General features: G+C 60.0%; 25 protein-coding genes and 1 riboswitch. Of the genes, 13 read left to right on the forward strand and 12 right to left on the reverse strand.

Annotation, left to right across the window (positions count from 1 at the left end; genetic code table 11):
• Positions 1-47 precede the first annotated feature (47 nt).
• The 3 genes from KW062_RS24600 to KW062_RS24610 all read left to right on the forward strand — a co-directional run bounded on the left by KW062_RS24600 (position 48) and on the right by KW062_RS24610 (position 2894).
• A complete protein-coding gene (locus tag KW062_RS24600; RefSeq protein ID WP_105754802.1) occupies positions 48-1013 on the forward strand; it encodes a 2-hydroxyacid dehydrogenase in 966 nt (321 codons plus the stop codon).
• Positions 1014-1046: 33 nt separating this feature from the next.
• The gene (locus KW062_RS24605; RefSeq protein WP_027619520.1) at positions 1047-2045 is read left to right on the forward strand and encodes a class I SAM-dependent methyltransferase; all 999 of its coding nucleotides are present in this window, start codon (positions 1047-1049) and stop codon (positions 2043-2045) included.
• Between the two features lie 51 nt (positions 2046-2096).
• Positions 2097-2220, forward strand: a riboswitch (yybP-ykoY riboswitch).
• A 92-nt stretch (positions 2221-2312) separates the two neighbouring features.
• Positions 2313-2894 (forward strand): TMEM165/GDT1 family protein, encoded by a 582-nt coding sequence (locus KW062_RS24610; protein ID WP_177327266.1) that lies wholly within the window; start codon positions 2313-2315, stop codon positions 2892-2894.
• Positions 2895-2952: 58 nt separating this feature from the next.
• Here KW062_RS24610 and KW062_RS24615 read toward each other — a convergent pair whose 3' ends face one another.
• From KW062_RS24615 to KW062_RS24630, 4 genes are all read right to left on the reverse strand, one after another.
• Positions 2953-3768: a M48 family metallopeptidase gene (locus tag KW062_RS24615; RefSeq protein WP_027619518.1), complete on the reverse strand. Its 816-nt coding sequence runs from the start codon at positions 3766-3768 to the stop codon at positions 2953-2955.
• Between the two features lie 109 nt (positions 3769-3877).
• Positions 3878-4498 carry an SOS response-associated peptidase gene (locus KW062_RS24620; RefSeq protein ID WP_027619517.1) on the reverse strand — a complete coding sequence of 207 codons (621 nt, stop codon included), beginning with the start codon at positions 4496-4498 and terminating at the stop codon, positions 3878-3880.
• 35 nt (positions 4499-4533) lie between these two features.
• On the reverse strand, positions 4534-4794 hold the full coding sequence (locus KW062_RS24625) for a putative signal transducing protein (RefSeq protein WP_027619516.1): 261 nt from the start codon (positions 4792-4794) through the stop codon (positions 4534-4536).
• Between the two features lie 9 nt (positions 4795-4803).
• Positions 4804-4986: a CPXCG motif-containing cysteine-rich protein gene (locus tag KW062_RS24630; RefSeq protein ID WP_027619515.1), complete on the reverse strand. Its 183-nt coding sequence runs from the start codon at positions 4984-4986 to the stop codon at positions 4804-4806.
• A 140-nt stretch (positions 4987-5126) separates the two neighbouring features.
• On the opposite strand from KW062_RS24630, the gene KW062_RS24635 reads away from it, so the two are divergent.
• Positions 5127-6293, forward strand: coding sequence for a 1-acyl-sn-glycerol-3-phosphate acyltransferase (locus tag KW062_RS24635; protein WP_033866276.1), 1167 nt, complete (start codon positions 5127-5129; stop codon positions 6291-6293).
• 57 nt (positions 6294-6350) lie between these two features.
• Here KW062_RS24635 and KW062_RS24640 read toward each other — a convergent pair whose 3' ends face one another.
• Positions 6351-6635 (reverse strand): hypothetical protein, encoded by a 285-nt coding sequence (locus KW062_RS24640; RefSeq protein WP_027619513.1) that lies wholly within the window; start codon positions 6633-6635, stop codon positions 6351-6353.
• 177 nt (positions 6636-6812) lie between these two features.
• Between KW062_RS24640 and KW062_RS24645 the strand changes: the two genes are divergently transcribed.
• On the forward strand, positions 6813-7019 hold the full coding sequence (locus KW062_RS24645; RefSeq protein WP_027619512.1) for a hypothetical protein: 207 nt from the start codon (positions 6813-6815) through the stop codon (positions 7017-7019).
• Positions 7020-7104: 85 nt separating this feature from the next.
• On the opposite strand, the gene KW062_RS24650 is transcribed toward KW062_RS24645, so the two are convergent.
• On the reverse strand, positions 7105-7689 hold the full coding sequence (locus tag KW062_RS24650; RefSeq protein ID WP_027619511.1) for a YajG family lipoprotein: 585 nt from the start codon (positions 7687-7689) through the stop codon (positions 7105-7107).
• A gap of 182 nt (positions 7690-7871) precedes the next feature.
• On the opposite strand from KW062_RS24650, the gene KW062_RS24655 reads away from it, so the two are divergent.
• Both KW062_RS24655 and mqo read left to right on the forward strand, forming a co-directional pair.
• Positions 7872-8105 carry a hypothetical protein gene (locus tag KW062_RS24655; RefSeq protein WP_027619510.1) on the forward strand — a complete coding sequence of 78 codons (234 nt, stop codon included), beginning with the start codon at positions 7872-7874 and terminating at the stop codon, positions 8103-8105.
• A 683-nt stretch (positions 8106-8788) separates the two neighbouring features.
• A complete protein-coding gene (mqo, locus tag KW062_RS24660) occupies positions 8789-10297 on the forward strand; it encodes a malate dehydrogenase (quinone) (protein WP_027619509.1) in 1509 nt (502 codons plus the stop codon).
• 68 nt (positions 10298-10365) lie between these two features.
• Here the strand turns inward: mqo and KW062_RS24665 are convergent, their stop codons facing one another.
• From KW062_RS24665 to KW062_RS24680, 4 genes are all read right to left on the reverse strand, one after another.
• Complete coding sequence (locus KW062_RS24665) at positions 10366-10653, reverse strand: PA4642 family protein (RefSeq protein ID WP_027619508.1); 288 nt, start codon at positions 10651-10653, stop codon at positions 10366-10368.
• 76 nt (positions 10654-10729) lie between these two features.
• Complete coding sequence (locus KW062_RS24670; protein ID WP_027619507.1) at positions 10730-11215, reverse strand: hypothetical protein; 486 nt, start codon at positions 11213-11215, stop codon at positions 10730-10732.
• A gap of 49 nt (positions 11216-11264) precedes the next feature.
• A complete protein-coding gene (locus tag KW062_RS24675; RefSeq protein ID WP_027619506.1) occupies positions 11265-11738 on the reverse strand; it encodes a WbuC family cupin fold metalloprotein in 474 nt (157 codons plus the stop codon).
• A 2-nt stretch (positions 11739-11740) separates the two neighbouring features.
• Positions 11741-12298 carry a hypoxanthine-guanine phosphoribosyltransferase gene (locus KW062_RS24680; RefSeq protein WP_027619505.1) on the reverse strand — a complete coding sequence of 186 codons (558 nt, stop codon included), beginning with the start codon at positions 12296-12298 and terminating at the stop codon, positions 11741-11743.
• Positions 12299-12463: 165 nt separating this feature from the next.
• Here KW062_RS24680 and upp point away from each other — a divergent pair, with 165 nt between their 5' ends.
• Positions 12464-13102 carry a uracil phosphoribosyltransferase gene (upp, locus tag KW062_RS24685; protein WP_027619504.1) on the forward strand — a complete coding sequence of 213 codons (639 nt, stop codon included), beginning with the start codon at positions 12464-12466 and terminating at the stop codon, positions 13100-13102.
• A 2-nt stretch (positions 13103-13104) separates the two neighbouring features.
• Positions 13105-14379, forward strand: a complete 1275-nt coding sequence (locus KW062_RS24690) for a uracil-xanthine permease family protein (RefSeq protein ID WP_027619503.1) — start codon at positions 13105-13107, stop codon at positions 14377-14379.
• 113 nt (positions 14380-14492) lie between these two features.
• On the opposite strand, the gene hemH is transcribed toward KW062_RS24690, so the two are convergent.
• Positions 14493-15521: a ferrochelatase gene (gene hemH, locus KW062_RS24695; RefSeq protein ID WP_027619502.1), complete on the reverse strand. Its 1029-nt coding sequence runs from the start codon at positions 15519-15521 to the stop codon at positions 14493-14495.
• 13 nt (positions 15522-15534) lie between these two features.
• On the reverse strand, positions 15535-16437 hold the full coding sequence (locus KW062_RS24700) for a TIGR01777 family oxidoreductase (RefSeq protein WP_105754803.1): 903 nt from the start codon (positions 16435-16437) through the stop codon (positions 15535-15537).
• 196 nt (positions 16438-16633) lie between these two features.
• Between KW062_RS24700 and KW062_RS24705 the strand changes: the two genes are divergently transcribed.
• The 4 genes from KW062_RS24705 (at position 16634) to phrB (ending at position 21141) form a co-directional block, all read left to right on the forward strand.
• Positions 16634-17620 (forward strand): NAD(P)/FAD-dependent oxidoreductase, encoded by a 987-nt coding sequence (locus KW062_RS24705; RefSeq protein WP_027619500.1) that lies wholly within the window; start codon positions 16634-16636, stop codon positions 17618-17620.
• Positions 17621-17767: 147 nt separating this feature from the next.
• On the forward strand, positions 17768-18730 hold the full coding sequence (locus KW062_RS24710; RefSeq protein ID WP_105754804.1) for a YbgA family protein: 963 nt from the start codon (positions 17768-17770) through the stop codon (positions 18728-18730).
• The gene (locus tag KW062_RS24715) at positions 18731-19675 is read left to right on the forward strand and encodes a MerR family transcriptional regulator (protein WP_105754805.1); all 945 of its coding nucleotides are present in this window, start codon (positions 18731-18733) and stop codon (positions 19673-19675) included.
• Positions 19676-19695: 20 nt separating this feature from the next.
• A complete protein-coding gene (phrB, locus tag KW062_RS24720) occupies positions 19696-21141 on the forward strand; it encodes a deoxyribodipyrimidine photo-lyase (RefSeq protein ID WP_027619497.1) in 1446 nt (481 codons plus the stop codon).
• The last annotated feature ends 9 nt before the right edge of the window (positions 21142-21150 follow it).

Below are 21150 nucleotides of genomic sequence, written 5' to 3' on the forward strand. Positions count from 1 at the left end.
GGCTCGGCAGATTACGCCTTCAGACCCATGCGCAAAAGGTACAGTTAATGACAAACAATCGCCGCGCGGTATTCCTCGACCATAACTCGCTGGACCTCGGTGACCTCGACCTCAGCGCTTTGCAGCAGTGCTTCAGCGAACTGCAACTGCGCTCCGTGACCACCGCGCAGAACATCATCGAACGACTGCAGGGCGCCGAAGTGGCGATCAGCAACAAGGTGCTGCTCAATGCCGAAACACTCAAGGCTTGCCCGGACCTGAAGCTGATCCTGATCGCCGCCACCGGCACCAACAACGTCGACCTCGCCGCTGCCCGCGCCCTGGGCATTACCGTGAGCAACTGCCAGGGGTACGGCACGCCGTCCGTGGCGCAACACACTCTGATGCTGCTGCTCAACCTGGCCACACGACTGAGCGACTATCAGAAAGCCGTTGGCGAAGGACGCTGGCAACAGGCCCAGCAGTTCTGCCTGCTCGACTACCCGATCATCGAATTGCAAGGCAAAACCCTCGGTCTGCTGGGTCATGGCGAGTTGGGCGGAGCCGTGGCGCGGCTGGCCGAAGCCTTTGGCATGCGGGTTATTTCGGGGCAGGTCCCCGGCCGCCCGGCACGCACTGAACGCATGCCGCTGGACGAACTGCTGCCGCAAGTCGACGCCCTGACCCTGCACTGTCCGCTCAACGAACATACCCGGCACTTTATCGGCGCACGGGAGCTGGCCTTGCTCAAGCCCGGCGCGCTGGTGGTCAACACCGCACGCGGCGGCTTGATCGATGAACAGGCCCTGGCCGACGCCTTGCGCAGCGGTCAGCTCGGTGGCGCGGCGACCGATGTGCTGAGCGTCGAACCACCGACTGCCGGCAATCCGTTGCTGGCGAATGACATCCCGCGCTTGATCGTCACTCCGCACAACGCCTGGGGCAGCCGCGAAGCACGGCAGCGAATCGTCGGCCAGTTGACGGAAAACGCCCTTGGATTTTTCAGCGGTACAGCACTGCGGGTCGTCAATTGATAAACTGCCGCACTTTTTTTCAAGGAGCAGAGTATGGATCCGCGCAGTGAAGTACTGCTTCGCCAGGCCGAATTGTTTCAAGGCAACGTGCTGCTGGCCGGTTTGCCCGCCGACGACCTGTTTGGCAAATTGCCCGAGGCCCACGGCTGGTGCTGGCATGCCGGTGATCAGGCGGCGCTGGATACACGCTTCGCCGAACGCAGCCACTTCGGGGTCGAGGCACCAGCGCGCGGGTTCGACGCTGCGGTGTTGTTCCTGCCCAAGTCCAAGGACCTGACTGATTACATCCTCAACGCCCTCGCCTCGCGCCTGGCCGGTCGAGAACTGTTCCTGGTGGGAGAAAAGCGCAGCGGCATCGAAGGCGCCGCCAAGCAACTCAATCCCTTTGGCAAACCGCGCAAACTCGACAGCGCCCGGCACTGCCAATTGTGGCAAGTCACCGTGGCCAACGCGCCGGCGGCCAAAACCCTGGAAAGCCTGGCCCAGGAATACGAGTTGCCGTTGGCTGAGGGTCCGCTGAAAGTCATCAGTCTGCCCGGGGTATTCAGCCACGGTCGCCTGGATCGCGGCAGCGCCCTGCTGCTTGAACACCTGGATAAATTGCCCAGTGGTCACTTGCTGGACTTCGGCTGCGGCGCCGGCGTGCTGGGTGCAGCAGTCAAACGCCGCTACCCCCACAATACGGTGACCCTGCTTGATGTCGACGCATTTGCCGCTGCCAGCAGCCGCCTGACATTGGCCGCCAACGGCCTGGAAGCCGAGGTCCTGACGGGCGATGGCATCGACGCCGCGCCCATGGGATTGAACGCGATCCTGAGCAATCCACCGTTCCACGTCGGGGTGCATACCGACTACTTCGCCACTGAGAACTTGCTGCGAAAAGCGGCAAAACATCTGAAAAACGGCGGCGAACTGCGCTTGGTTGCCAACAGCTTCCTGAAGTATCAGCCACTGATCGAAGAGCACCTGGGGCCCTGCTCGATCAAGGCCGAGGGCCAGGGTTTTCGTATCTACCGGGCCAAGCGTGGTTGACACCCGGAATGGAAAAGAACGCTTGCCGAAAGGATTTTGTCTAGGCAGAATCCGCTCCGTCCTAGGGGAGTAGTCTCCCACGAGCGCCACGCTCGTCCGGCATGCGTCAACATACTTGGTCAGAAGACCATGGCGCATGCGACCCAAGAGTCCGCATAGACGGACCGCAGGGTTTGACAAGACCTATGACACGCACACCTTACCCGGGGCGGGAAGGCTGTACGTGTCATAGCCGTGTCGACCCGCCCCTTGGGAAAAAACCTGATGTTGGACTCATTACTCGTTCCTACCGCAATCGTTGCCTTGGCCGAAATCGGCGACAAGACGCAACTCCTCGCGCTCATTCTCGCCGCTCGCTTCCGCAAACCCTGGCCAATCATCGCCGGTATCGTTGCCGCGACCCTGGCCAACCACGCTGCGGCCGGTGCGGTCGGCGCCTGGTTCAGTACGTTCTTCTCCGATTCGGTGCTGCACTGGATTCTCGCCGCCAGCTTCGCCGCCACGGCGCTGTGGACCCTGGTGCCGGACAAGATGGATGACGACGAGAGCAGCAGCGCGCGCAAGTACGGACCGTTCCTGACGACGCTGATCGCCTTCTTCCTCGCCGAGATGGGGGACAAGACCCAGGTCGCCACGGTCATGCTCGCAGCGCAGTACCCGGAACTGTGGCTGGTGATCATCGGCACCACCCTCGGCATGCTGATTGCCAACGTGCCGGTGGTATTGGCGGGCAACTTCGCCGCCGACAAACTGCCGCTGACCCTGATCCGTCGCCTGGCAGCGTCGGCGTTCCTGGTCCTGGCGTTGATTGCGGTTTACAAGGCAATGCAAACCAGTGGGTGGATTTGAAAGCAACTGCTAGCGGCAAGCTGCAAGTGTCACCCACTTGCAGCTTGTAGCTTGCGGCTTACTTTTTAGCGCTGTTGTAGAGCGGCATAACCTTCGGAATGGCCGCCTGCAGCGACGCGATACGGCTGCTGGAGGCCGGGTGGGTGCTCATGAACTCCGGTGGAGCACCTTCGGAAACCTTGCTCATCTTGTTCCACAAGGTGATCGCTGCGTTCGGGTCATACCCGGCGCGGGCCGACAGTTCGAGGCCGATCAGGTCGGCTTCGTTCTCGTTGGCACGGCTATTGGGCAGGGTCATGCCGTAGTTGGCCACGGTATCGGCCAGCGCCAGGGTGTCCTGACCAAGGCCGAGCAAGGCGCCTGCACCCTGCTTGGCCATTTCGATGCCATAGGCCTTGGACATCGCTTCTCGCCCGTGCTCGCGCAGGGCGTGGGCGATTTCATGGCCCATGATCGCGGCGATTTCGTCGTCGGTGAGTTTCAGCTTGTCGATCAGTCCGGTGTAAAAAATGATCTTGCCGCCAGGCCCGCAGTTGGCATTGAGCTCGTCACTCTTGATCAAATTGACTTCCCAATTCCATTGCGCCGCATCCGGGCGGAACACCGGTGCCTGGGCAATCAACCGCGTGGCAATCGCCTGGACGCGTTTGGCATCGCTGCTGGTCTTGTCCAGCACACCTTTGCTGCCCGCCTCGCCGACGGTCTTCTGGTACGACTGGGCGTACATCTGGTTGACCTCATCGGTCGAAAGCATGCTGAACATCCACTGCGAGCGCTCCACGCCCACCGCACCGCTCTTGGTGGTATTGACCGACTGGCAACCACTCAGCAACAGGCTGGCGCCCAGTGCACCCACAAGCCAAATCTTGTTCATTGAATTACTCCCTGAAAACATGGCGGTATCCTAGGCGGTGGCGAATCCGCGCGCCAGATGTAACAGACGCATAACGCGGCATTTCGCCGGAGAAAACCGCTGTTCGCGCTCAACCCGGGGTCAGGCACTCAGGGGCATTGAGTTTGGGATCATTAACCAGATTGGCCAGCACCCGCTCACGCAGGACGGCAGGCTCACTGGCGAGCAGTGCCTGAAGGGTGTGCAGCGGGGTGTCGGGATTAAGCCAGGCCTCCTGGCCTGCCGCATCGAGAATCAACGGTCGACGCTGACTGGCCGCCGGCTGGGTGATCACTGCCACACTCAGCCACACCTGCTCCTGCACCGGATAGGCTTCCCAGATCGCCGCAAAAAACAGCGACGAACCTTCGCCCGGCGTCAGCCAATAAGGTCGCTTGCGCGTGGTTCCACGCCACTCGTAGAAGCCGTTGGCTGGCAACAGGCAACGACGCTGGCGAAACGCCTCGCGGAACATCGGTTGCTCGGCGACGGTTTCCGCTCGGGCGTGAGCCGGCGTCTTCGACATATCCGTCAGCCACGGCGGGGTCAGCCCCCAACGCGCACGAGCCAAGGTGCGCTGGCCGGCCTCGGCGCGCAGGATGAGTACCGAATCATTGGGCGAAATATTCCACTGCGCCCGCTGATCAGCCGGAAATCCGGGCAAGGCCGCAAACGCGGGATTCCAGCGAAACAGGGCAAAACGTCCACACATGGGTTAACACGACTCTTGATCAAACGAGCGTCAGCCTAACAGACCAGCACACCCGGGAAGCTATCCGGTTCGTCGCCGGGCAGCGGCAAGGCGGCATTGTAGGCGGCGATCAGCTCGCGGGCGTACTGCGCCTGGTCATTTTCCACCGCCAGGCCCAATAGCCCGTATATCGGCAGCTCACCTGTCGCGCCGAGCAAATCACGCCCCACCAGATGCGCCTCAACGCCTTCGCTGGCGAGCATCCCCTGAAGCAACTCACCTTCCATCAGGTTTTCCGGCTCGTAAATGCGCTGCATGGCGCCCCCTCACTCGTTTTCGCTGTGAACTTCGAGCATCCACTCCACACCATCAGTCTGCAGAACGAAGGTAATCGGCCGGCAACAGACCGGACAGTCCTCAATATAGGTCTGATCACCTGCGGACAAATCCAGCGTGGCGTCGACGTCTTCACCACAATAAGGACATTCGTAGCGCTCGGTTTCCAGCATCGCGGTCTCCCAAGTGACTTGTGCGTATAATCGCCGGTCTATTTGCAGGGCTATTTTTGTTTGAGCTGATTTTTCAGACCGTACCCTGTGTGGATTTGATCCAATCCATTACTTACCCTAGCCGTTTCCAACAAGAGAGCATGATGGGCGAATTCGATGCCATCCGACCTTACGACGACAGCGAAGTCCCAGCCGTGCTGGCACGGCTGCTGAGCGACAAGGCATTTCTAGATATCCTCACGCACTTTCGCTTCCCGCGTTTTGCCGGGGCCCTGGGCTGGATGCTCAAACCTCTTATAGCTCATCGGCTGCGCCGTGAGTTTGCCGGTGTCACGTCGGTAGCCACACTGCAGGACAAGGTCGAGCACTATGTCGACCACACCATCGAGCGCGCGACCGATGGCGTGACTTACACCGGCGTCGAGCAGTTCAAATCCGGCAGTGCCTACCTGTTCCTGGCCAACCACCGCGACATCGTCATGGATCCAGCGTTCGTCAACTATGCGGTGTACCACGCCGGCCTGCCGACGCCGCGCATCGCGATTGGCGATAACTTGCTGCAAAAGCCTTTCGTCAGCGACCTGATGCGCCTGAACAAGAGCTTTATCGTGCACCGCTCGATCACCGGGCGACGCGAGAAGATGGCGGCCTATCAGTTGCTCTCGGCCTACATCAATCACTCGATCCGCAACGATTGCCAGTCGATCTGGATTGCCCAGGCCGAAGGCCGTGCCAAGGACGGTGACGACCGTACCGAATCGGCGATCCTCAAGATGTTCCACATGAGCCGCAAGGACGAGCCGTTCGCCGACGTCATCCAGTCGCTAAACCTGACGCCGGTCTCGATCAGCTACGAGTACGACCCGTGCGACCAGGACAAGGCACGCGAACTGTTCATCCGCGCCACGACCGGCAGCTACACCAAGGCGCCCGGTGAGGACGACGTGAGCATCGCCAAGGGCATTACCGGCTACAAGGGCCGGGTCCACGTGAACTTTGCTGCGCCGATCAGCGAGCGCTTTGAGGACACCAAGCAACTGGCAACCGAAATGGATCGGCAGATCCTCGGCGGCTATCGGCTGTTCCCGGTCCATTACCTGGCGTATGCCCAGTGGACAGACGCCGATCCGCAACTGCAGGTGCCACGCGCGGCCGAGTTGTTCCCGGCCGAAGAGCTGGTCAAGGCCCAGCAAGAATGGCAGGGCCGCCTGGACGCCTGCCCCGCGGAACACCGTCCGTTCCTGGTGCTGCAGTACGCCACACCCGTGCGCAATCAGTATCGGGTCAAGGCGGGGTTGCCGCTGTGAGGCAAGGTTCGCGATAAAAAAACGGCGCTGAATAAGCGCCGTTTTTTTTCGCCTGGATCATAGCCGGGTGCTGAGCCACGACACCATCAATGCAACGCCGAGACAGGAAAAGCCAAAGGCATAGAAAAAACGGTTCATGCGCAGGGTGGCGATGCTCGACAGGTGCAGTCGCGTATCACCTTCTTCGCGTCCGGCCTGAGCGGCGAGCGTGGCGCGCGCCTGCTGCTCCCGGCGGCGCGTCACATGCAGCAACCAGCTGCCAGGGCAGGCAAACAGCAGGGCGAGCAGGTTGATCAGCTTGGCGGGATGAGCGGAAAACAGTGACCAGAGATGCAGTGACATCGGGAACCTCAAATGAAACAGGACAAGCGCGGCGCGAATTCTACCCAAACCCGCACGTCCTGCCCGGGCTTTCCGACAAAAAACGAAACATTCGCCGGACTAATGTCCTGCGTCACAGCTTCGTCATCTAATTAGGTCAGTCTGTCGCCCCTCGAAACCGCTGACATGGAGCCTGTCATGCTGCACGCTGAAAACCAGGATCGCCTCTACCTCATCACGCCGTCCGACGAACAGCAAATCCTTGTCGGCAGCCTGGCCTTCAACGTTCAGGATCGCCATTGGCTGGTCTATTGCGCCCTTGGCGGCCACCAGCACGCCGACCTGCCGGAAACCGACCTGCTGACCGGCGTCAGCGTTCTGGACTTTTACTCCCAAGCGGCGTGAACGCCTTAAGCGCATCCAAATCACCTGTGCATGAAAAAGCCCGGTGCCATTTCTGGCCACCGGGCTTTTTCATGACTGACCGCGATTATTCGGCGAGGATCTGACCGATGGTCGGGTCCTTGAACAGGCGCGTCAGTGCATCGCTCAACACATCGCTGACCAACTTGGTGTTGGTTTCCTGGTTCGGGGCCATGCCGAAACGTTGATCCAGCGAGGCACCGTAGCGACCGCTGTAGCGGCGGTTGGCGTTCTGCACATCGGAGCGGAAGGTCGCGCCGATGGTCGCTTCAGTCACATACAGGCCTTCTTTGGGCGACTGATACTTCAGTTCCGCCAGGGTCACGGTCAACTGCGGTGCATTCATTGCGCTGGAAGTCGGGGTGAAGCCCAGCAGGCGAACGGCCGCTTCGGCCTGGGCCTGCAACTTCGGCAGGATCTGCGCGCCCTGCACGGTGATAGCGCTGGTTTCCGGGTACATGCCACCACGGGTACCCAGGGTCGGCGACGGACGCCCGTCCACTACCCGTACTACTACAGGCTGACCGTGGCCGACAGGCGCCAATTGGGTCGTCAGCTTCGGCTCGGGAGCCAGTTGCTGCGGACTATGGGCGCAGCCAACCAGGGTCAAGCTGGTCACAGTGATCAAACCGAACAACAGGCGTTGCAACATGCGCTTCTCTCCAGAATCAGGCACAAACAGAGCGCCAGTATAGCGGTGCGCGCGCACTGCAAACCAGCAACCCTGAACAGCCGCTGAAGACTTGTGCAATGTCAGATTTGTCCGACATTGGTAAAGAGAGTGTCATGCCACACTGATAACTTCTGCACCGTCACCCGTTCGAGGGCATCGCCATGCACTTTCTCTTGTCACTGTTCGCTCCACGTCGCAAATATCGCTACTTCGCTCGGCTCGACAGCAATGATTGCTGCGTGTCGTTCAAGCACTGCCATGTACCGCCAATGGGCGAGGGTTGGGTGGAAATCGAAGAAATTCGCCTCAACTGGTTGCACCAGCCACTGCCAGCAAGCGCCCGCCTGAGCCCGCGCGTTGCACGTGCGCGGTTGCACCCGGCACTGGTGAGTTGACCGAAGGCCTAATAAAACTCATTAAACACGACCATTTCCCTGCATTTCTTCGCTACAATCTCCCCCCGATTATAAGGACGTCTCCTGATCGGGCCTCGCAGCACCGTTGATACCTGCGTATCGACACCCCCGCACCGCCCACAGAGAGCCGCCCACACAGATCGAGTGAAGCTGGCGAGCTTGCTGTTTTTCCTGCAAATCACCACTTTTCGCGAATCTGCCAGAGCTGTCATGACGCTCGGCCACTGAGCTGCGGCGCAGATAGCCCTTTTTTGAGGTTCACGTCTTCAAAAGAGCGTGAAAAAACGGGTTTTCACAACTTCACAAGAGTGTGGCGAGCAAATGAATAGTTTTGCGTCTGAATATGCACCATTAGCGTCTACAACAGCCCAACGAAACAGGACCGAGCACGCCTCGAATTCCGGAGCCTGAAGCCTGTCCGCTACGGATTTGGTTGCACAAACGGACGTATCGACCATAAGTCGAATTGTCTCCCGCGCCTTGAAGTGAGTTCATAGGAACCCTGGGGCCGGAAGCTGACGTCTGTCGAAGTTGCAAAAAATTGCGAAGATTCGGACATGGCGATTCTGGCCATGGGTGACCTGGGGCGCTATAGAGCATGCCCCGTAACTCCTGGCAGCCATGCCGACAATTTGGTGCTGCAGATTTTGGAGACGCGTTAAATGGCGCATAACGAAGCAGTCGACGTAGTACTGGTTGGGGCCGGCATCATGAGTGCCACCCTGGCCGTACTGCTCAAAGAGCTCGACCCCGCGATCAAGCTGGAAGTCGTCGAGCTGATGGATTCCGGAGCCGCGGAGAGTTCCAACCCGTGGAACAACGCCGGTACCGGTCACGCGGGCCTGTGCGAGCTGAACTACACGCCGCAGGCCGCGGACGGCAGCGTCGACATCAAGAAAGCCGTGCACATCAACACCCAGTTCGAGGTGTCGAAGCAGTTCTGGTCGTACCTGACCCGCAAAGGCACGTTCGGCTCGTCGAAGACTTTCATCAGCCCGGTTCCGCATCTGAGCTTCGTGCAGGGTGACGCAGGCGTGTCGTTCCTCAAGGAGCGCTTCAACGTCCTGAAGCAGCACCACGCCTTCGCTGATATGGAATACACCGAAGACAAGTCCAAGATGGCAGAGTGGATGCCATTGATGATGCCTGGTCGCGACGCCGGCGAAACCCTCGCCGCCACCCGCGTAATCAATGGCACTGACGTCAACTTCGGCAACCTGACCAATCAACTGCTCAAGCACCTGACCAGCGCACCCGATGCCCAGGTCAAGTACTGCAAGCGCGTGACCGGTCTCAAGCGCAACGCCAATGGCTGGACCGTCAGCATCAAGGACGTCAACAGCGGCAATAGCCGCGAAGTCGACGCCAAGTTCGTCTTCCTCGGCGCCGGTGGCGCGGCCCTGCCGCTGCTGCAAGCTTCGGGTATCGAAGAGAGCAAAGGCTTTGGCGGCTTCCCGATCAGCGGCCAATGGCTGCGCTGCGACAACCCGGAAGTGGTCAAGCATCACCAGGCCAAGGTCTACAGCCAGGCCGCGGTAGGCTCGCCGCCGATGTCGGTGCCGCACCTCGACACCCGCGTAGTCGACGGCAAGAAGTCCCTGCTGTTCGGACCTTACGCCGGCTTCACCACCAAGTTCCTCAAGCACGGCTCCTTCATGGACCTGCCGATGTCGGTTCGCGCCGGCAACATCGGGCCGATGCTGGCCGTGGCGAAGAACAACATGGACCTGACCAAGTACCTGGTCAGCGAAGTGATGCAATCGATGGAGCAACGCCTGGAATCCCTGCGTCGCTTCTACCCCGAGGCGAAAGCCGAAGACTGGCGCCTGGAAGTGGCCGGCCAACGGGTGCAGATCATCAAGAAAGACCCGAAAAAAGGCGGCATCCTGCAATTCGGTACCGAACTGGTCGCCGCCAAGGACGGTTCCCTGGCCGCCCTGCTCGGCGCCTCGCCAGGCGCTTCGGTGACCGTTTCGATCATGCTTGAGCTGATCGAGAAGTGCTTCCCGAGCAAGGCCAAAGGTGAGTGGGCAGCCAAGCTGGCGGAGATCTTCCCGGCGCGGGAAAAGGTCCTGGAAACCGACGCGGCGCTGTATCGCAAGATCAATGCGCAGAACAACGTCGCCCTGGAACTGGTTGAAGCCAGCAGCGAGACCCCAAGCTTCGCTTGATCCTCGCCGATAAAAAACGCCCCGTTTTTTTGTAGAAAACGGGGCGTTTTTTTATGGTTCGGAAAAACTTAACCGCGGGCTTTTTCGATCAGCTCGATGTAGTCCGGCGCGTTGCGCTGATCCTTGATCAGGGCAACGAAATCATTGCCATGCTCGTCCAGGCCATTTACGTCGTAGCCGGCTTCGACGAAGAACGTCAGGAAGCGCTCGAAGTCGTCGATACGCAGGCCACGATAGGCCTTGATCAGTTTGTGCAGGGACGGTGAAGTCGCATCGACCGGTTCGAAATCAAGGAACAATTTGATCTGCCCATCGCCGATCTCGTCACCAATCACTTGTTTTTTGTCTTTACGCATTGCCGACTCCAGCTCGCAGATATTTCACGGGGCGGGCAGTTTACCCCTGCGCCGGCCCAAGCCTCAACGACAGGCTTCAGCGGGCACGTACAGTGCCCGTGTGCAGGTCGGCCCAGATGTGGCCGTTGGCATAGCTGAGGAATTGGCAGTACAGCGTGTCGTTGCGCAGCAAGTCCATTAACACCCGGTACTGGGCCATCGGGTAATACAGGCTGAGGGTCCGGGTCGCGGCGTCGTAGGCCGGCTTTTTCAGGCTTTTGCTTTCGCCGTCGAAGTTCACCAGCACCTGGCTGATGCTCGCGCCCTTGTTCAGGGACTTACCCTTGAGGCGAATCAGCACCGGCGAGGTCACTGGAATCGGTTGCTGATTGGATTGGCGCTGGCTGCCTACCACCACCGAATAATCGGTGATCTGCAGCAATTGTTGCTGCTCGGGTGGGGTATCGCGCAGGCTCAGGTCGTCCGGCGGTAAAAATTGCCCGTGCATTACCGCTGGCGCGGCGGCCAGGGGCAGGCTGAAGCTCAGCAACAGGACGGCGCAACTGCGAATCAAAGGGCTCATGACGGGCTCCGGAACGGGGCCCAGCACTGTAACAGTGTGCCGCTTGGCGTCAATCGAACTGCGCGCGCATCCAGGCGTGATACTCGGCAACACCCGACTCGCCTTCGCGCGGAGCCCAGTGCGCATGTTCACCCTCGCCCACCGGCCGATAGGGCCCGGACTTGCACTCGAACATCACGCTGTCCGCCTCCAGCACCACCAGGCCGTGATAGACCCGGGCCGGCAGGTCGACGCCCAAGGTATCGGCGCCCATCTCCAGGACACGTTTGGCCACTACCTGGCCGGCCTCGTCGAAAATCAGCACGCCGAGGCGACCCTTGAGCACCAGCAGGGTTTCGGCCTTGTCGTCACTGAGATGGCGGTGCGGAGGGATGTAGGTCGACGGCTGCAAACCCACGGCCATGCGGTGGCAAGGCTCTTCCATCTGATGGAAGTTGTGATGCTGGCGACCGCGGGGACTGGCCGCAGCCTTCTCGGCCAGTTGCGCGAACAGGGCTTGATCAAGAAAGCTGGGCGTCGTCATGCTTACATTCCTTTAACGGCAAAAATCCCGTTGGCGTTGCGCCAGTAGCCTTTGTAATCCATGCCATAACCGAAGATGTAGCGGTCCACGCAGGGCAAGCCAACGAAGTCGGCCTTGAGGTCCGGACGCGCCTTGCGCTGGTGGTCTTTGTCGATCAGCACGGCGGTATGCACCTGACGGGCACCGGCGTGCTTGCAGAAGTCGATGATCGCGCCCAAGGTGTGGCCTTCGTCGAGGATGTCATCGATGATCAGCACGTCACGGTCGATGAAAGAGACTTCCGGCTTGGCTTTCCAGAACAGGTCGCCGCCGCTGGTTTCGTTGCGATAGCGGGTCGCGTGCAAGTAGGACGCTTCCAGCGGGAACTGCAAATGAGTCAGCAGTTTGCCGGCAAAAATCAGTCCGCCGTTCATCACGCAGAACACCACCGGATTGCTCTCGGCCAGTTGCTCGTTGATGTGTGCACCGACGCGGGCAATGGCGGCCTCGACTTCAGCTTCGGTGTACAGGCAGTCAGCCTCTCGCATGATTTGACGGATATGCTCGAGATCAGCGGACATGGTGCTCTCCAAGGGGGTGGCGGATTCGGAAAAGCGAGCAAAGGTACGCATCCCGCTGCGTCGAATCAAGCGTTTCTGGACTAACGTACTGATTGTCTATAGGACAACAACCTCGGATAGATTAATCTAGGCCGGTTTTTTTGCCCGCCGCCGGAGCCTTTCCCTATGCCCATCCGTGAGATCCGCCATCCGCTGATCCGACACAAACTTGGCCTTATGCGCCGTGCAGACATTAGCACGAAGAATTTCCGCGAGCTTGCTCAGGAAGTCGGTGCCCTGCTGACCTACGAGGCCACCAAAGACCTGCCCCTTGAAACCTACGACATTGATGGCTGGTGCGGCACCGTATCGGTCGAAAAAATCGCCGGCAAGAAAATTACCGTAGTGCCGATCCTGCGCGCCGGCATCGGCATGCTCGAAGGCGTGCTCAGCCTGATCCCGGGCGCGAAGGTCAGCGCCGTGGGCGTGGCTCGCAACGAGGAAACCCTCGAAGCGCACACCTATCTGGAGAAACTGGTACCGGAAATCGACGAGCGGTTGGCCATGATCATCGACCCGATGCTGGCCACCGGCGGTTCAATGGTTGCGACCATTGACCTGCTGAAAAAGGCCGGTTGCAAGGAGATCTGCGCCATGGTCCTGGTCGCCGCTCCCGAAGGCATCGCCGTGGTCGAGAAAGCTCACCCGGATGTGACCATCTATACCGCCTCGATCGACGAAAAACTCAACGAGCACGGCTACATCATTCCTGGCCTGGGCGATGCTGGCGACAAGATCTTCGGCACCAAGCAGAAGGACGCGTAACCATGCAGGATGAGTTCAACGACCCGCTCTGGCGCCAGGTCTTGTCTGGCGCGCAGATGCTGTTCGTGGCATTTGGCGCGCTGGTGTTGATGCCACTGATTACCGGCCTCGACCCCAACGTCGCGCTGTTCACGGCGGGTCTGGGGACTCTGCTGTTCCAGCTCGTGACCGGCCGCCAGGTACCCGTGTTTCTGGCCTCGAGCTTTGCCTTCATCACCCCGATCATTCTCGCCAAGGGCCAGTTCGGCCTCGCGGCGACCATGGGTGGCGTGATGGCCGCCGGCTTCGTCTACACCTTCCTCGGCCTGGCCGTGAAGATCAAAGGCACCGGCTTTATTGACCGCCTGCTGCCACCGGTGGTGATTGGCCCGGTGATCATCTCGATCGGCCTGGCGATGGCGCCGATTGCCGCCAACATGGCCATGGGCAAGGCCGGTGACGGTAGCGAGCTGATTCATTACCAGACGGCAATGATGATCTCGATGCCAGCACTGCTGACCACCTTGATCGTGGCGGTGTTCGGCAAAGGCATCTTCCGTCTGGTGCCGATCATCTCCGGCGTGCTGGTGGGCTTTGCCATGGCGTTTTTCTTCGGCGTGGTCGACACCGCGAAAATCGCTGCGGCGCCCTGGTTCGCCCTGCCGCACTTCACCGCGCCCGAATTCAACTGGCAGGCGATCCTGTTCATTGTTCCAGTGGCGCTGGCACCGGCCATTGAGCACATCGGCGGGGTTATCGCGGTCGGCAGCGTGACTGGTCGCGACTACCTGAAAAAACCCGGCCTGCATCGCACGCTGTTCGGTGACGGCATCGCCACCACTGCCGCCGGCATGCTTGGCGGCCCGCCCAACACCACCTACGCCGAAGTGACTGGCGCGGTGATGTTGACCAAAAACTACAACCCGAAAATCATGACCTGGGCGGCAATCTTCGCCATCAGCCTGGCATTTATCGGTAAGTTCGGCGCGCTGCTGCAGAGCATTCCGGTGCCGGTGATGGGCGGCATTCTTTGCCTGCTGTTCGGTTCGATTGCTGCGGTGGGCATGAACACCATGATCCGCCACAAGATCGACCTCGGCGAAGCACGTAACCTGGTGATCGTCTCGGTGACCCTGGTGTTCGGGATTGGCGGTGTGCTGATTGGAACCGGTACCGGTCCGGACGACTTCGGCCTGAAGGGCATCGCGCTGTGCGCCATTGTGGCAATTGCACTGAACCTGATCCTGCCCGGCAACGATGGCTGGAAGAACAAGCAGCCGGATGAGCCGTTTCTTTAAGCCGTTGGATAATCCGCTGCCCCAGGGTTTTCAGCAACCCTGGAGCAGCGGGCTCAGCCTTTTCGCGGACAAGTCGAATCGTCGCACCGCCGCGCCCACAAGAACTCCGCTGTTCAGTTTGATAGTGCCAATGGCGCCCGCTCGCACAAGCTGTTCAACGCCTTCGCCCACTGCGGGTTGTCGTTGAGACAGGGCACCAGCACCAACTCCTCGCCTCCGGCCTCGCGGAACTGTTCCAGGCCACGATCACCAATTTCCTCCAGAGTCTCGATGCAATCGGCGACGAACGCCGGGCACATCACGAGGATCTTCTTCGCGCCGCTTTTGCCCAGCTCATCAAGACGCGCCTCGGTGTAAGGCTCGATCCACTTTGCCCGGCCCAGTCGCGATTGGAATGCCACCGACCATTTGCCGTCCGGCAAGCCCAGACGTTTGGCAAAAGCGGCCGCGGTGCGCAGGCATTGCGCGCGATAACAGGTGGCAACCACTTCGGCAGGCGCCCGGGCGCAACAATTGCCATCCGCCTCGAAGCAATGACCTGGATTAAGCTTTTTCAGGTGCCGCTCTGGCAGGCCATGGAAGCTCAGCAACAGGTGATCGTAGTCCTGTTCCAGGTAAGGCTGGGCGCTGGCCGCGAGCGCCTCGATGTATTCGGCCTGATCGTAGAACGGCTGGAGAATCGAGAATTGCACGGCGAGCTTTTTCTCGCGCACCACCCGCTTCGCCTCCTCTATCACCGTGGTCACGGTGCTGTCGGCGAACTGTGGATACAGCGGCGCCAGAGTGATCTTGCGAATGCCCTGCGCAGCCAAGCGGGTGAGCACCGTTTCGATCGACGGCTCGCCGTAGCGCATGGCCAACTCCACCGGGCCATGAGTCCACTGCGTCGTCATTGCCTGCTGCAGGCGCTTGCTGAGTACCACCAGTGGCGAGCCCTCGTCCCACCAGATCGAAGCATAGGCATGGGCCGATTGCTCGGGACGCTTGATCAGGATCAGCGACACCAGCAACCGCCGCACCGGCCACGGCAGGTCAATCACGTAAGGGTCCATAAGGAATTGATTGAGGTAGCTGCGCACGTCCGCCACCTGAGTGGAAGCGGGCGAACCCAGATTGACCAGGAGCAACGCGTGATCGGTCATGCAACGTCCTATTTCAAAGGCGGCTGGACAGGTCATCCAGAGCCGCGCGCAAATCAGTGAAACGAAAAATGTACCCCGCCGCCAGCAACCGCGCCGGCGTCGCGCGCTGGCCACCCAGCAGCAACAGGGACAACTCGCCAAGGCCAAACTTCAGTGCGAAAGCTGGCATGGGCATAAACGCCGGCCGGTGCAGAACAGCGGCCAGGGTCTTGGCAAACTCGCGATTGCGTACCGGTTTTGGCGCGCAGGCATTATAGGGACCGCTGGTCGAATTCTGATGCAGAAGAAAATCAATCAGGCCGATTTGATCATCGATATGAATCCACGGCATCCACTGCCGACCATTGCCGATAGGCCCGCCCAGCCCGGCTTTGAAGGGCAGTAACAGGCGCGACAAAAAGCCGCCCTGCGCCGACAGCACCAAACCGGTTCGTATCAATACCACGCGCATGCCCAAGGCTTCGGCACGCTGTGCGGTTTCCTCCCAGGCGATGCACAACTGACTGGCGAAGTCTTCGCTGACCGGAGGCGAATCCTCGGTCAGTTCACGCTCGCCACCGTCGCCGTACCAACCGACGGCCGAACCGGAAATCAGCACCTGCGGTTTTTGCCCTCGACTCTCCAGCCAGGCCAGCAAGGTTTCCGTCAGGCTGATCCGACTGCTCCATAGCAGCGTCTTGCGCCGGTGGGTCCAGAGTCGATCGGCGATCGGCGCTCCCGCCAGATTGATCACTGCATCCACCGGCACCTCGCCCAAATCTTCCAGACGGGCAATGCCGCGCACCTGAGCGCCACACAAATTCGGCACTTGTTCCGGCTTGCGACTCCACACCGTCAAGCTGTGGCCCTGGCTCGACCAGTGCCGGCAAAGCTCGCGTCCGATCAAACCAGTACCGCCGGTCAGCAATATGTGCATGACTTGTTCCTCGCGTGGCGTTTTACCTCGATCACTAGTCTATTTTTGTAAGCAGGGACGTTTCTGATCGAGCAGGTTCTATGATTAACCATAGGCCAAGTGGTCAGAACCAGAACGCTGGAAGTTATACCAAAAAATATAATTGTACAGGTTTAATCCCCGGCGTAGCCTGTAGAGAAAGGTAAACGAGGCCCTTATGACTCTACCCATTGCAATCATCGGCACCGGCATCGCCGGGCTCTCCGCCGCCCAGGCTTTGCAGAAGACCGGGTATACCGTGCAGTTGTTCGACAAAAGCCGTGGGAGTGGCGGCCGGATGTCGAGCAAACGCAGCGACGCCGGTTCACTGGACATGGGCGCGCAATATTTCACCGCACGCGATCGTCGTTTTGTTACCGAAGTCCAGCGTTGGCAAAGTCAGGGGTGGGCTGCCGAGTGGACGCCGCAACTGTACAATTTTCAAGGCGGCCAACTGAGCCCTTCGCCTGACGAGCAGACTCGCTGGGTTGGCACTCCGCGCATGAGCGCTATTACCCGTGGCCTTATCGGTGACCAGGAAGTGCATTTCGCCTGCCGAATCACCGAAGTCTTTCGCGGTGAAGAACATTGGCATCTGCAAGACGCCGAAGGCTTTACCCATGGTCCCTTCAGCCATGTGATCATCGCCACGCCTGCACCTCAGGCGACGGCCCTGCTGGCGGCCGCACCGAAACTCGCCGGAGTGGCGGCCGGGGTTAAAATGGACCCGACCTGGGCGGTTGCACTGGCGTTCGACACACCGCTCGACACCGATATGCAAGGCTGCTTCGTCCAGGACAGCCCCCTCGACTGGCTGGCGTGCAATCGCAGCAAACCTGGCCGCGACAGCAGCCATGACACCTGGATCCTCCACGCCACCAGCAACTGGAGTCGGCAACATATCGACCTGTCCAAGGAAGCGGTGATTGAACAACTGCACGGTGCTTTCGCCGAACTGCTGCACAGTGCGATGCCCGCCCCGACTTTCAGCCTGGCCCATCGCTGGCTGTACGCCCGCCCCGCCAGCAGCCATGAATGGGGGGTGCTCGCCGACGCCGACCTGGGCTTGTATGCCTGTGGTGACTGGTGCCTTTCGGGTCGCGTAGAAGGTGCCTGGCTAAGCGGTCAGGAAGCCGCACGCCGGTTGCACGAACACCTGCAATAAAGTCGTATTTCCTCGCCAGCTGCTGACGCCCGGACAGCAGCCTCGCGAAAACCTATACAAAAAAATTGACTTGTAGACCCTTGGTTCTATGATTAAGCCATGTTGTACAGAAATATAAATCTGTACAGGTTTAATGAGAAGCCATCGATGTCCAGCGAACGCCCCAACAAACCGAAGATAGCCATCAGTGCCTGCCTGCTGGGTGCCGAGGTGCGCTACAACGCCGGGCATAAAAACTCCCGGCTGTGCAGTGAAGTCCTCCGTGACTATTTCGATTTCGTCCCGGTATGCCCTGAAGTTGCAATCGGACTGGGAATCCCTCGCGAGCCGATTCGCCTCGTCGGCGACGCACACCAACCTCGCGCCATCGGTACCGTGGACGCCCAACTGGATGTCACCCAACCGCTGGCCGACTACGGTCACCGCATGGCGAACGAGTTGGCAGATATCTGCGGCTATATCTTCATGCAGAAGTCCCCCTCCTGCGGGCTGGAGCGAGTCAAGCTCTACCATCCCAGGGGCCACGTGCAAGACGGCGGCACCCGTGGCATTTATGCCAGGGCGTTCTGCGATCGGCACCCAGACCTGCCGGTGGAAGAAGACGGACGACTCAACGACCCGGTACTGCGTGAAAACTTTCTGACCCGGGTCTTTGCCTACTCCGCCTGGCAGGAGCTGCTGCGAAACGGCTTGAGCCGCCGCAGCCTGACCGACTTCCATGCACGCTACAAATACCAGCTCATGGCCCATAACCCGGTGCAATACAAAGCCTTGGGCAAACTACTGGGCGACATGGGCACGACCGACGCCAGAGAACTCGGCCCACGTTATTTCAGCGCATTGATGACCGCACTTAAGCAGTGCGCGACCCGCGGCACCCACAGCAACGTGCTGCAGCACCTGAGTGGCTACTTCAAACAAAGCATCAGCCGCGAAGACAAACAGGAAATCCAGCACGTCATTGGCCAATACCGCCTGGGCATCGTGCCGCTGGTGGTGCCCTTGACTCTGCTCAAGCACCACCTGCGCCATCACCCCGATCCCTACATCGCACAACAGGTTTACCTGCAGCCTCATCCGGAAAATCTCAGCCTGAGAAATGCGATCTGAATGGACAGCTCATCCGCAACGCCACCGCTAACCGACAACCCCGGCGCCGACTACCAAAAGGCGCTGGACGAAGGCTGGCTGCCAATACGCGAGGTGGCTCGACTGACCGGCGTCAACGCCGTCACGTTGCGAGCCTGGGAGCGACGCTACGGCCTGGTCGTACCGCTGCGTACACCCAAGGGACACCGGCTGTTTTCCAGCGAGCATGTCCAACGCATTCAGGACGTCCTGACTTGGCTCAACCGCGGCGTAGCGGTCAGTCAGGTCAAGGCACTGCTCGACAACAACCATGCACTCGTCCCGCCGGTGGAAAACGACTGGCAACAGTTGCGCCAGAACCTGGTGCAGGCTATCGGCAAGCTGGCTGAGCGTCAGGTCGACGATCTGTTCAATCAGGCCATGGCCCTCTATCCGCCACGCACCCTGTGCGAACAACTGTTGCTGCCGTTGCTGGCTGAACTCGAACAGCGCTGGCAAGGACTGTTTGGCGCACAGATGGAGCGCACCTTTTTCCATGGCTGGTTGCGCAGCAAATTTGGCGCGCGGATCTACCACAACAATCGCCAGGTTCGCGGATCTCCGGTACTACTGGTCAATCAATCCGAAGTGCCGTTCGAACCCCATCTATGGCTTGCTGCGTGGCTCATCAGCAGTGCCGATTGTCCGGTGGAAGTGTTTGACGGCCCATTACCGGCCGCAGAGCTTGCGCTGGCAACGGACCACCTTCAAGCCCGTGTCGCCCTGCTGTATTCGAGCAGGACGAGCAACCTTAAAAACCTGGTGAAACTTCTGAACGCTTCCAGATGCCCAACGCTAATCGCCGGATCCACTGTGACTATCCACAGCAATGAGTTGTCGGCGATTACCCACGAAATGGTCAATGTGTACCTGGCTGAAGATCCCTTGTCGGCCCATCAGGTATTGATCCAGCGAGGGCTGATTTAATGTCTCGGGGAGTTTCAAGCTTGCAACTGATCTGGCTGCGCAGCGACCTGCGCGTGCATGACAACACCGCCTTGAGTGCCGCGGCGGTCCGTGGTCCTTGTGTCGCGGTCTATTTGTTAAGCCCTGCACAATGGCTGGCCCACGACGATGCACCGTGCAAGGTGGATTTCTGGCTGCGCAATCTGCGCGATCTGAGCCAGACCCTGGCCAGATTGAATATCCCGCTGCTGATCCGCGAGGCCTCGCACTGGGACGACGCTCCCCGGGTTCTGGCCGGTTTGTGTGATGAGCTTGGGGTCGAGGCGGTGCATGCCAATGATGAGTACGGCGTGCACGAAACCCGTCGCGACGCCGCCGTGCGCCAGGCACTGGAGACCGCCGGCATCGCCTGGCACAACTATCTCGATCAACTGTTGTTCCAGCCGGGTAGTGTGCTGACCCGGACCGGGACCTATTTCCAGGTATTCAGCCAGTTCCGCAAAGTCTGCTATTCGCGCCTGCATGGCAGCCTGCCGCAGTTGGTCGCACCGCCAAAAACCCAGGCCCCAACAGGCATCGACTCCGACTCGATTCCTGAACAACTCGATGACTTCCCAACGCCGAGCGCGCACTTGCGCGCCTTGTGGCCGGCAGGCGAAGCAGAAGCACAGCGCCGCCTGAACGAATTCACTGACGCTCAGATCGATTACTACAAGGACGAGCGCGACTTGCCGGCCAAGCCCGGCACCAGCCAGCTGTCGACCTACCTGGCTGCCGGCATCCTCTCACCCCGTCAATGTTTGCACGCCGCTCTGCAAAGCAATCAGGGTGAGTTCGAGAGCGGGAGCGTCGGCGTCGTGACTTGGATAAATGAACTGCTCTGGCGAGAGTTCTATAAACATATCCTGGTCGGTTACCCACGCGTCTCCCGACATCGCGCATTTCGCCCGGAAACCGAAGCCCTGGCCTGGCGTCACGCCCCTGAAGATCTGGCTGCCTGGAAAGAAGCGCGCACCGGTTTGCCGATCATCGACGCGGCGATGCGCCAACTGCTGGAAACCGGCTGGATGCATAACCGGTTGCGGATGGTGGTGGCCATGTTCCTGACCAAGAACCTGCTGATCGATTGGCGCGAAGGTGAGCGTTTCTTCATGCGTCACCTGATCGATGGCGACCTGGCCGCCAACAACGGCGGCTGGCAATGGAGTTCCTCAACCGGCACCGACTCGGCGCCCTACTTCCGCATTTTCAACCCGCTGAGCCAATCGGAAAAATTCGACAGCGAAGGCCTGTTCATCAAGCACTGGTTACCAGAGCTGGCGGGCTTGAACAAAAAAGATATCCACAACCCGGCCAATATGGGCGGGTTGTTTGGCGTGGCGGATTATCCCTTGCCGATCGTCAACCTCGGACAATCACGCGAGCGCGCCCTGGCCGCATTCAAAAACCTGCCAACCCGAATGGATGCCGCAGGTGTGTATGACTAACCTCGCGCA

The organism is Pseudomonas fluorescens, from assembly GCF_019212185.1.
In the GTDB taxonomy this organism is placed as follows: domain Bacteria; phylum Pseudomonadota; class Gammaproteobacteria; order Pseudomonadales; family Pseudomonadaceae; genus Aquipseudomonas.

Bases quoted from the DNA above. Each gene is read 5' to 3' on its own strand.
- KW062_RS24600 (WP_105754802.1), top strand. From the start codon at position 48: ATGACAAACAATCGCCGCGCGGTATTCCTCGACCATAACTCGCTGGAC.
- KW062_RS24605 (WP_027619520.1), top strand. From the start codon at position 1,047: ATGGATCCGCGCAGTGAAGTACTGCTTCGCCAGGCCGAATTGTTTCAA.
- KW062_RS24615 (WP_027619518.1), bottom strand. From the start codon at position 3,768: ATGAACAAGATTTGGCTTGTGGGTGCACTGGGCGCCAGCCTGTTGCTG.
- KW062_RS24620 (WP_027619517.1), bottom strand. From the start codon at position 4,498: ATGTGTGGACGTTTTGCCCTGTTTCGCTGGAATCCCGCGTTTGCGGCC.
- KW062_RS24625 (WP_027619516.1), bottom strand. From the start codon at position 4,794: ATGCAGCGCATTTACGAGCCGGAAAACCTGATGGAAGGTGAGTTGCTT.
- KW062_RS24630 (WP_027619515.1), bottom strand. From the start codon at position 4,986: ATGCTGGAAACCGAGCGCTACGAATGTCCTTATTGTGGTGAAGACGTC.
- KW062_RS24635 (WP_033866276.1), top strand. From the start codon at position 5,127: ATGATGGGCGAATTCGATGCCATCCGACCTTACGACGACAGCGAAGTC.
- KW062_RS24640 (WP_027619513.1), bottom strand. From the start codon at position 6,635: ATGTCACTGCATCTCTGGTCACTGTTTTCCGCTCATCCCGCCAAGCTG.
- KW062_RS24645 (WP_027619512.1), top strand. From the start codon at position 6,813: ATGCTGCACGCTGAAAACCAGGATCGCCTCTACCTCATCACGCCGTCC.
- KW062_RS24650 (WP_027619511.1), bottom strand. From the start codon at position 7,689: ATGTTGCAACGCCTGTTGTTCGGTTTGATCACTGTGACCAGCTTGACC.
- KW062_RS24655 (WP_027619510.1), top strand. From the start codon at position 7,872: ATGCACTTTCTCTTGTCACTGTTCGCTCCACGTCGCAAATATCGCTAC.
- mqo (WP_027619509.1), top strand. From the start codon at position 8,789: ATGGCGCATAACGAAGCAGTCGACGTAGTACTGGTTGGGGCCGGCATC.
- KW062_RS24665 (WP_027619508.1), bottom strand. From the start codon at position 10,653: ATGCGTAAAGACAAAAAACAAGTGATTGGTGACGAGATCGGCGATGGG.
- KW062_RS24670 (WP_027619507.1), bottom strand. From the start codon at position 11,215: ATGAGCCCTTTGATTCGCAGTTGCGCCGTCCTGTTGCTGAGCTTCAGC.
- KW062_RS24675 (WP_027619506.1), bottom strand. From the start codon at position 11,738: ATGACGACGCCCAGCTTTCTTGATCAAGCCCTGTTCGCGCAACTGGCC.
- KW062_RS24680 (WP_027619505.1), bottom strand. From the start codon at position 12,298: ATGTCCGCTGATCTCGAGCATATCCGTCAAATCATGCGAGAGGCTGAC.
- upp (WP_027619504.1), top strand. From the start codon at position 12,464: ATGCCCATCCGTGAGATCCGCCATCCGCTGATCCGACACAAACTTGGC.
- KW062_RS24690 (WP_027619503.1), top strand. From the start codon at position 13,105: ATGCAGGATGAGTTCAACGACCCGCTCTGGCGCCAGGTCTTGTCTGGC.
- hemH (WP_027619502.1), bottom strand. From the start codon at position 15,521: ATGACCGATCACGCGTTGCTCCTGGTCAATCTGGGTTCGCCCGCTTCC.
- KW062_RS24700 (WP_105754803.1), bottom strand. From the start codon at position 16,437: ATGCACATATTGCTGACCGGCGGTACTGGTTTGATCGGACGCGAGCTT.
- KW062_RS24705 (WP_027619500.1), top strand. From the start codon at position 16,634: ATGACTCTACCCATTGCAATCATCGGCACCGGCATCGCCGGGCTCTCC.
- KW062_RS24710 (WP_105754804.1), top strand. From the start codon at position 17,768: ATGTCCAGCGAACGCCCCAACAAACCGAAGATAGCCATCAGTGCCTGC.
- KW062_RS24715 (WP_105754805.1), top strand. From the start codon at position 18,731: ATGGACAGCTCATCCGCAACGCCACCGCTAACCGACAACCCCGGCGCC.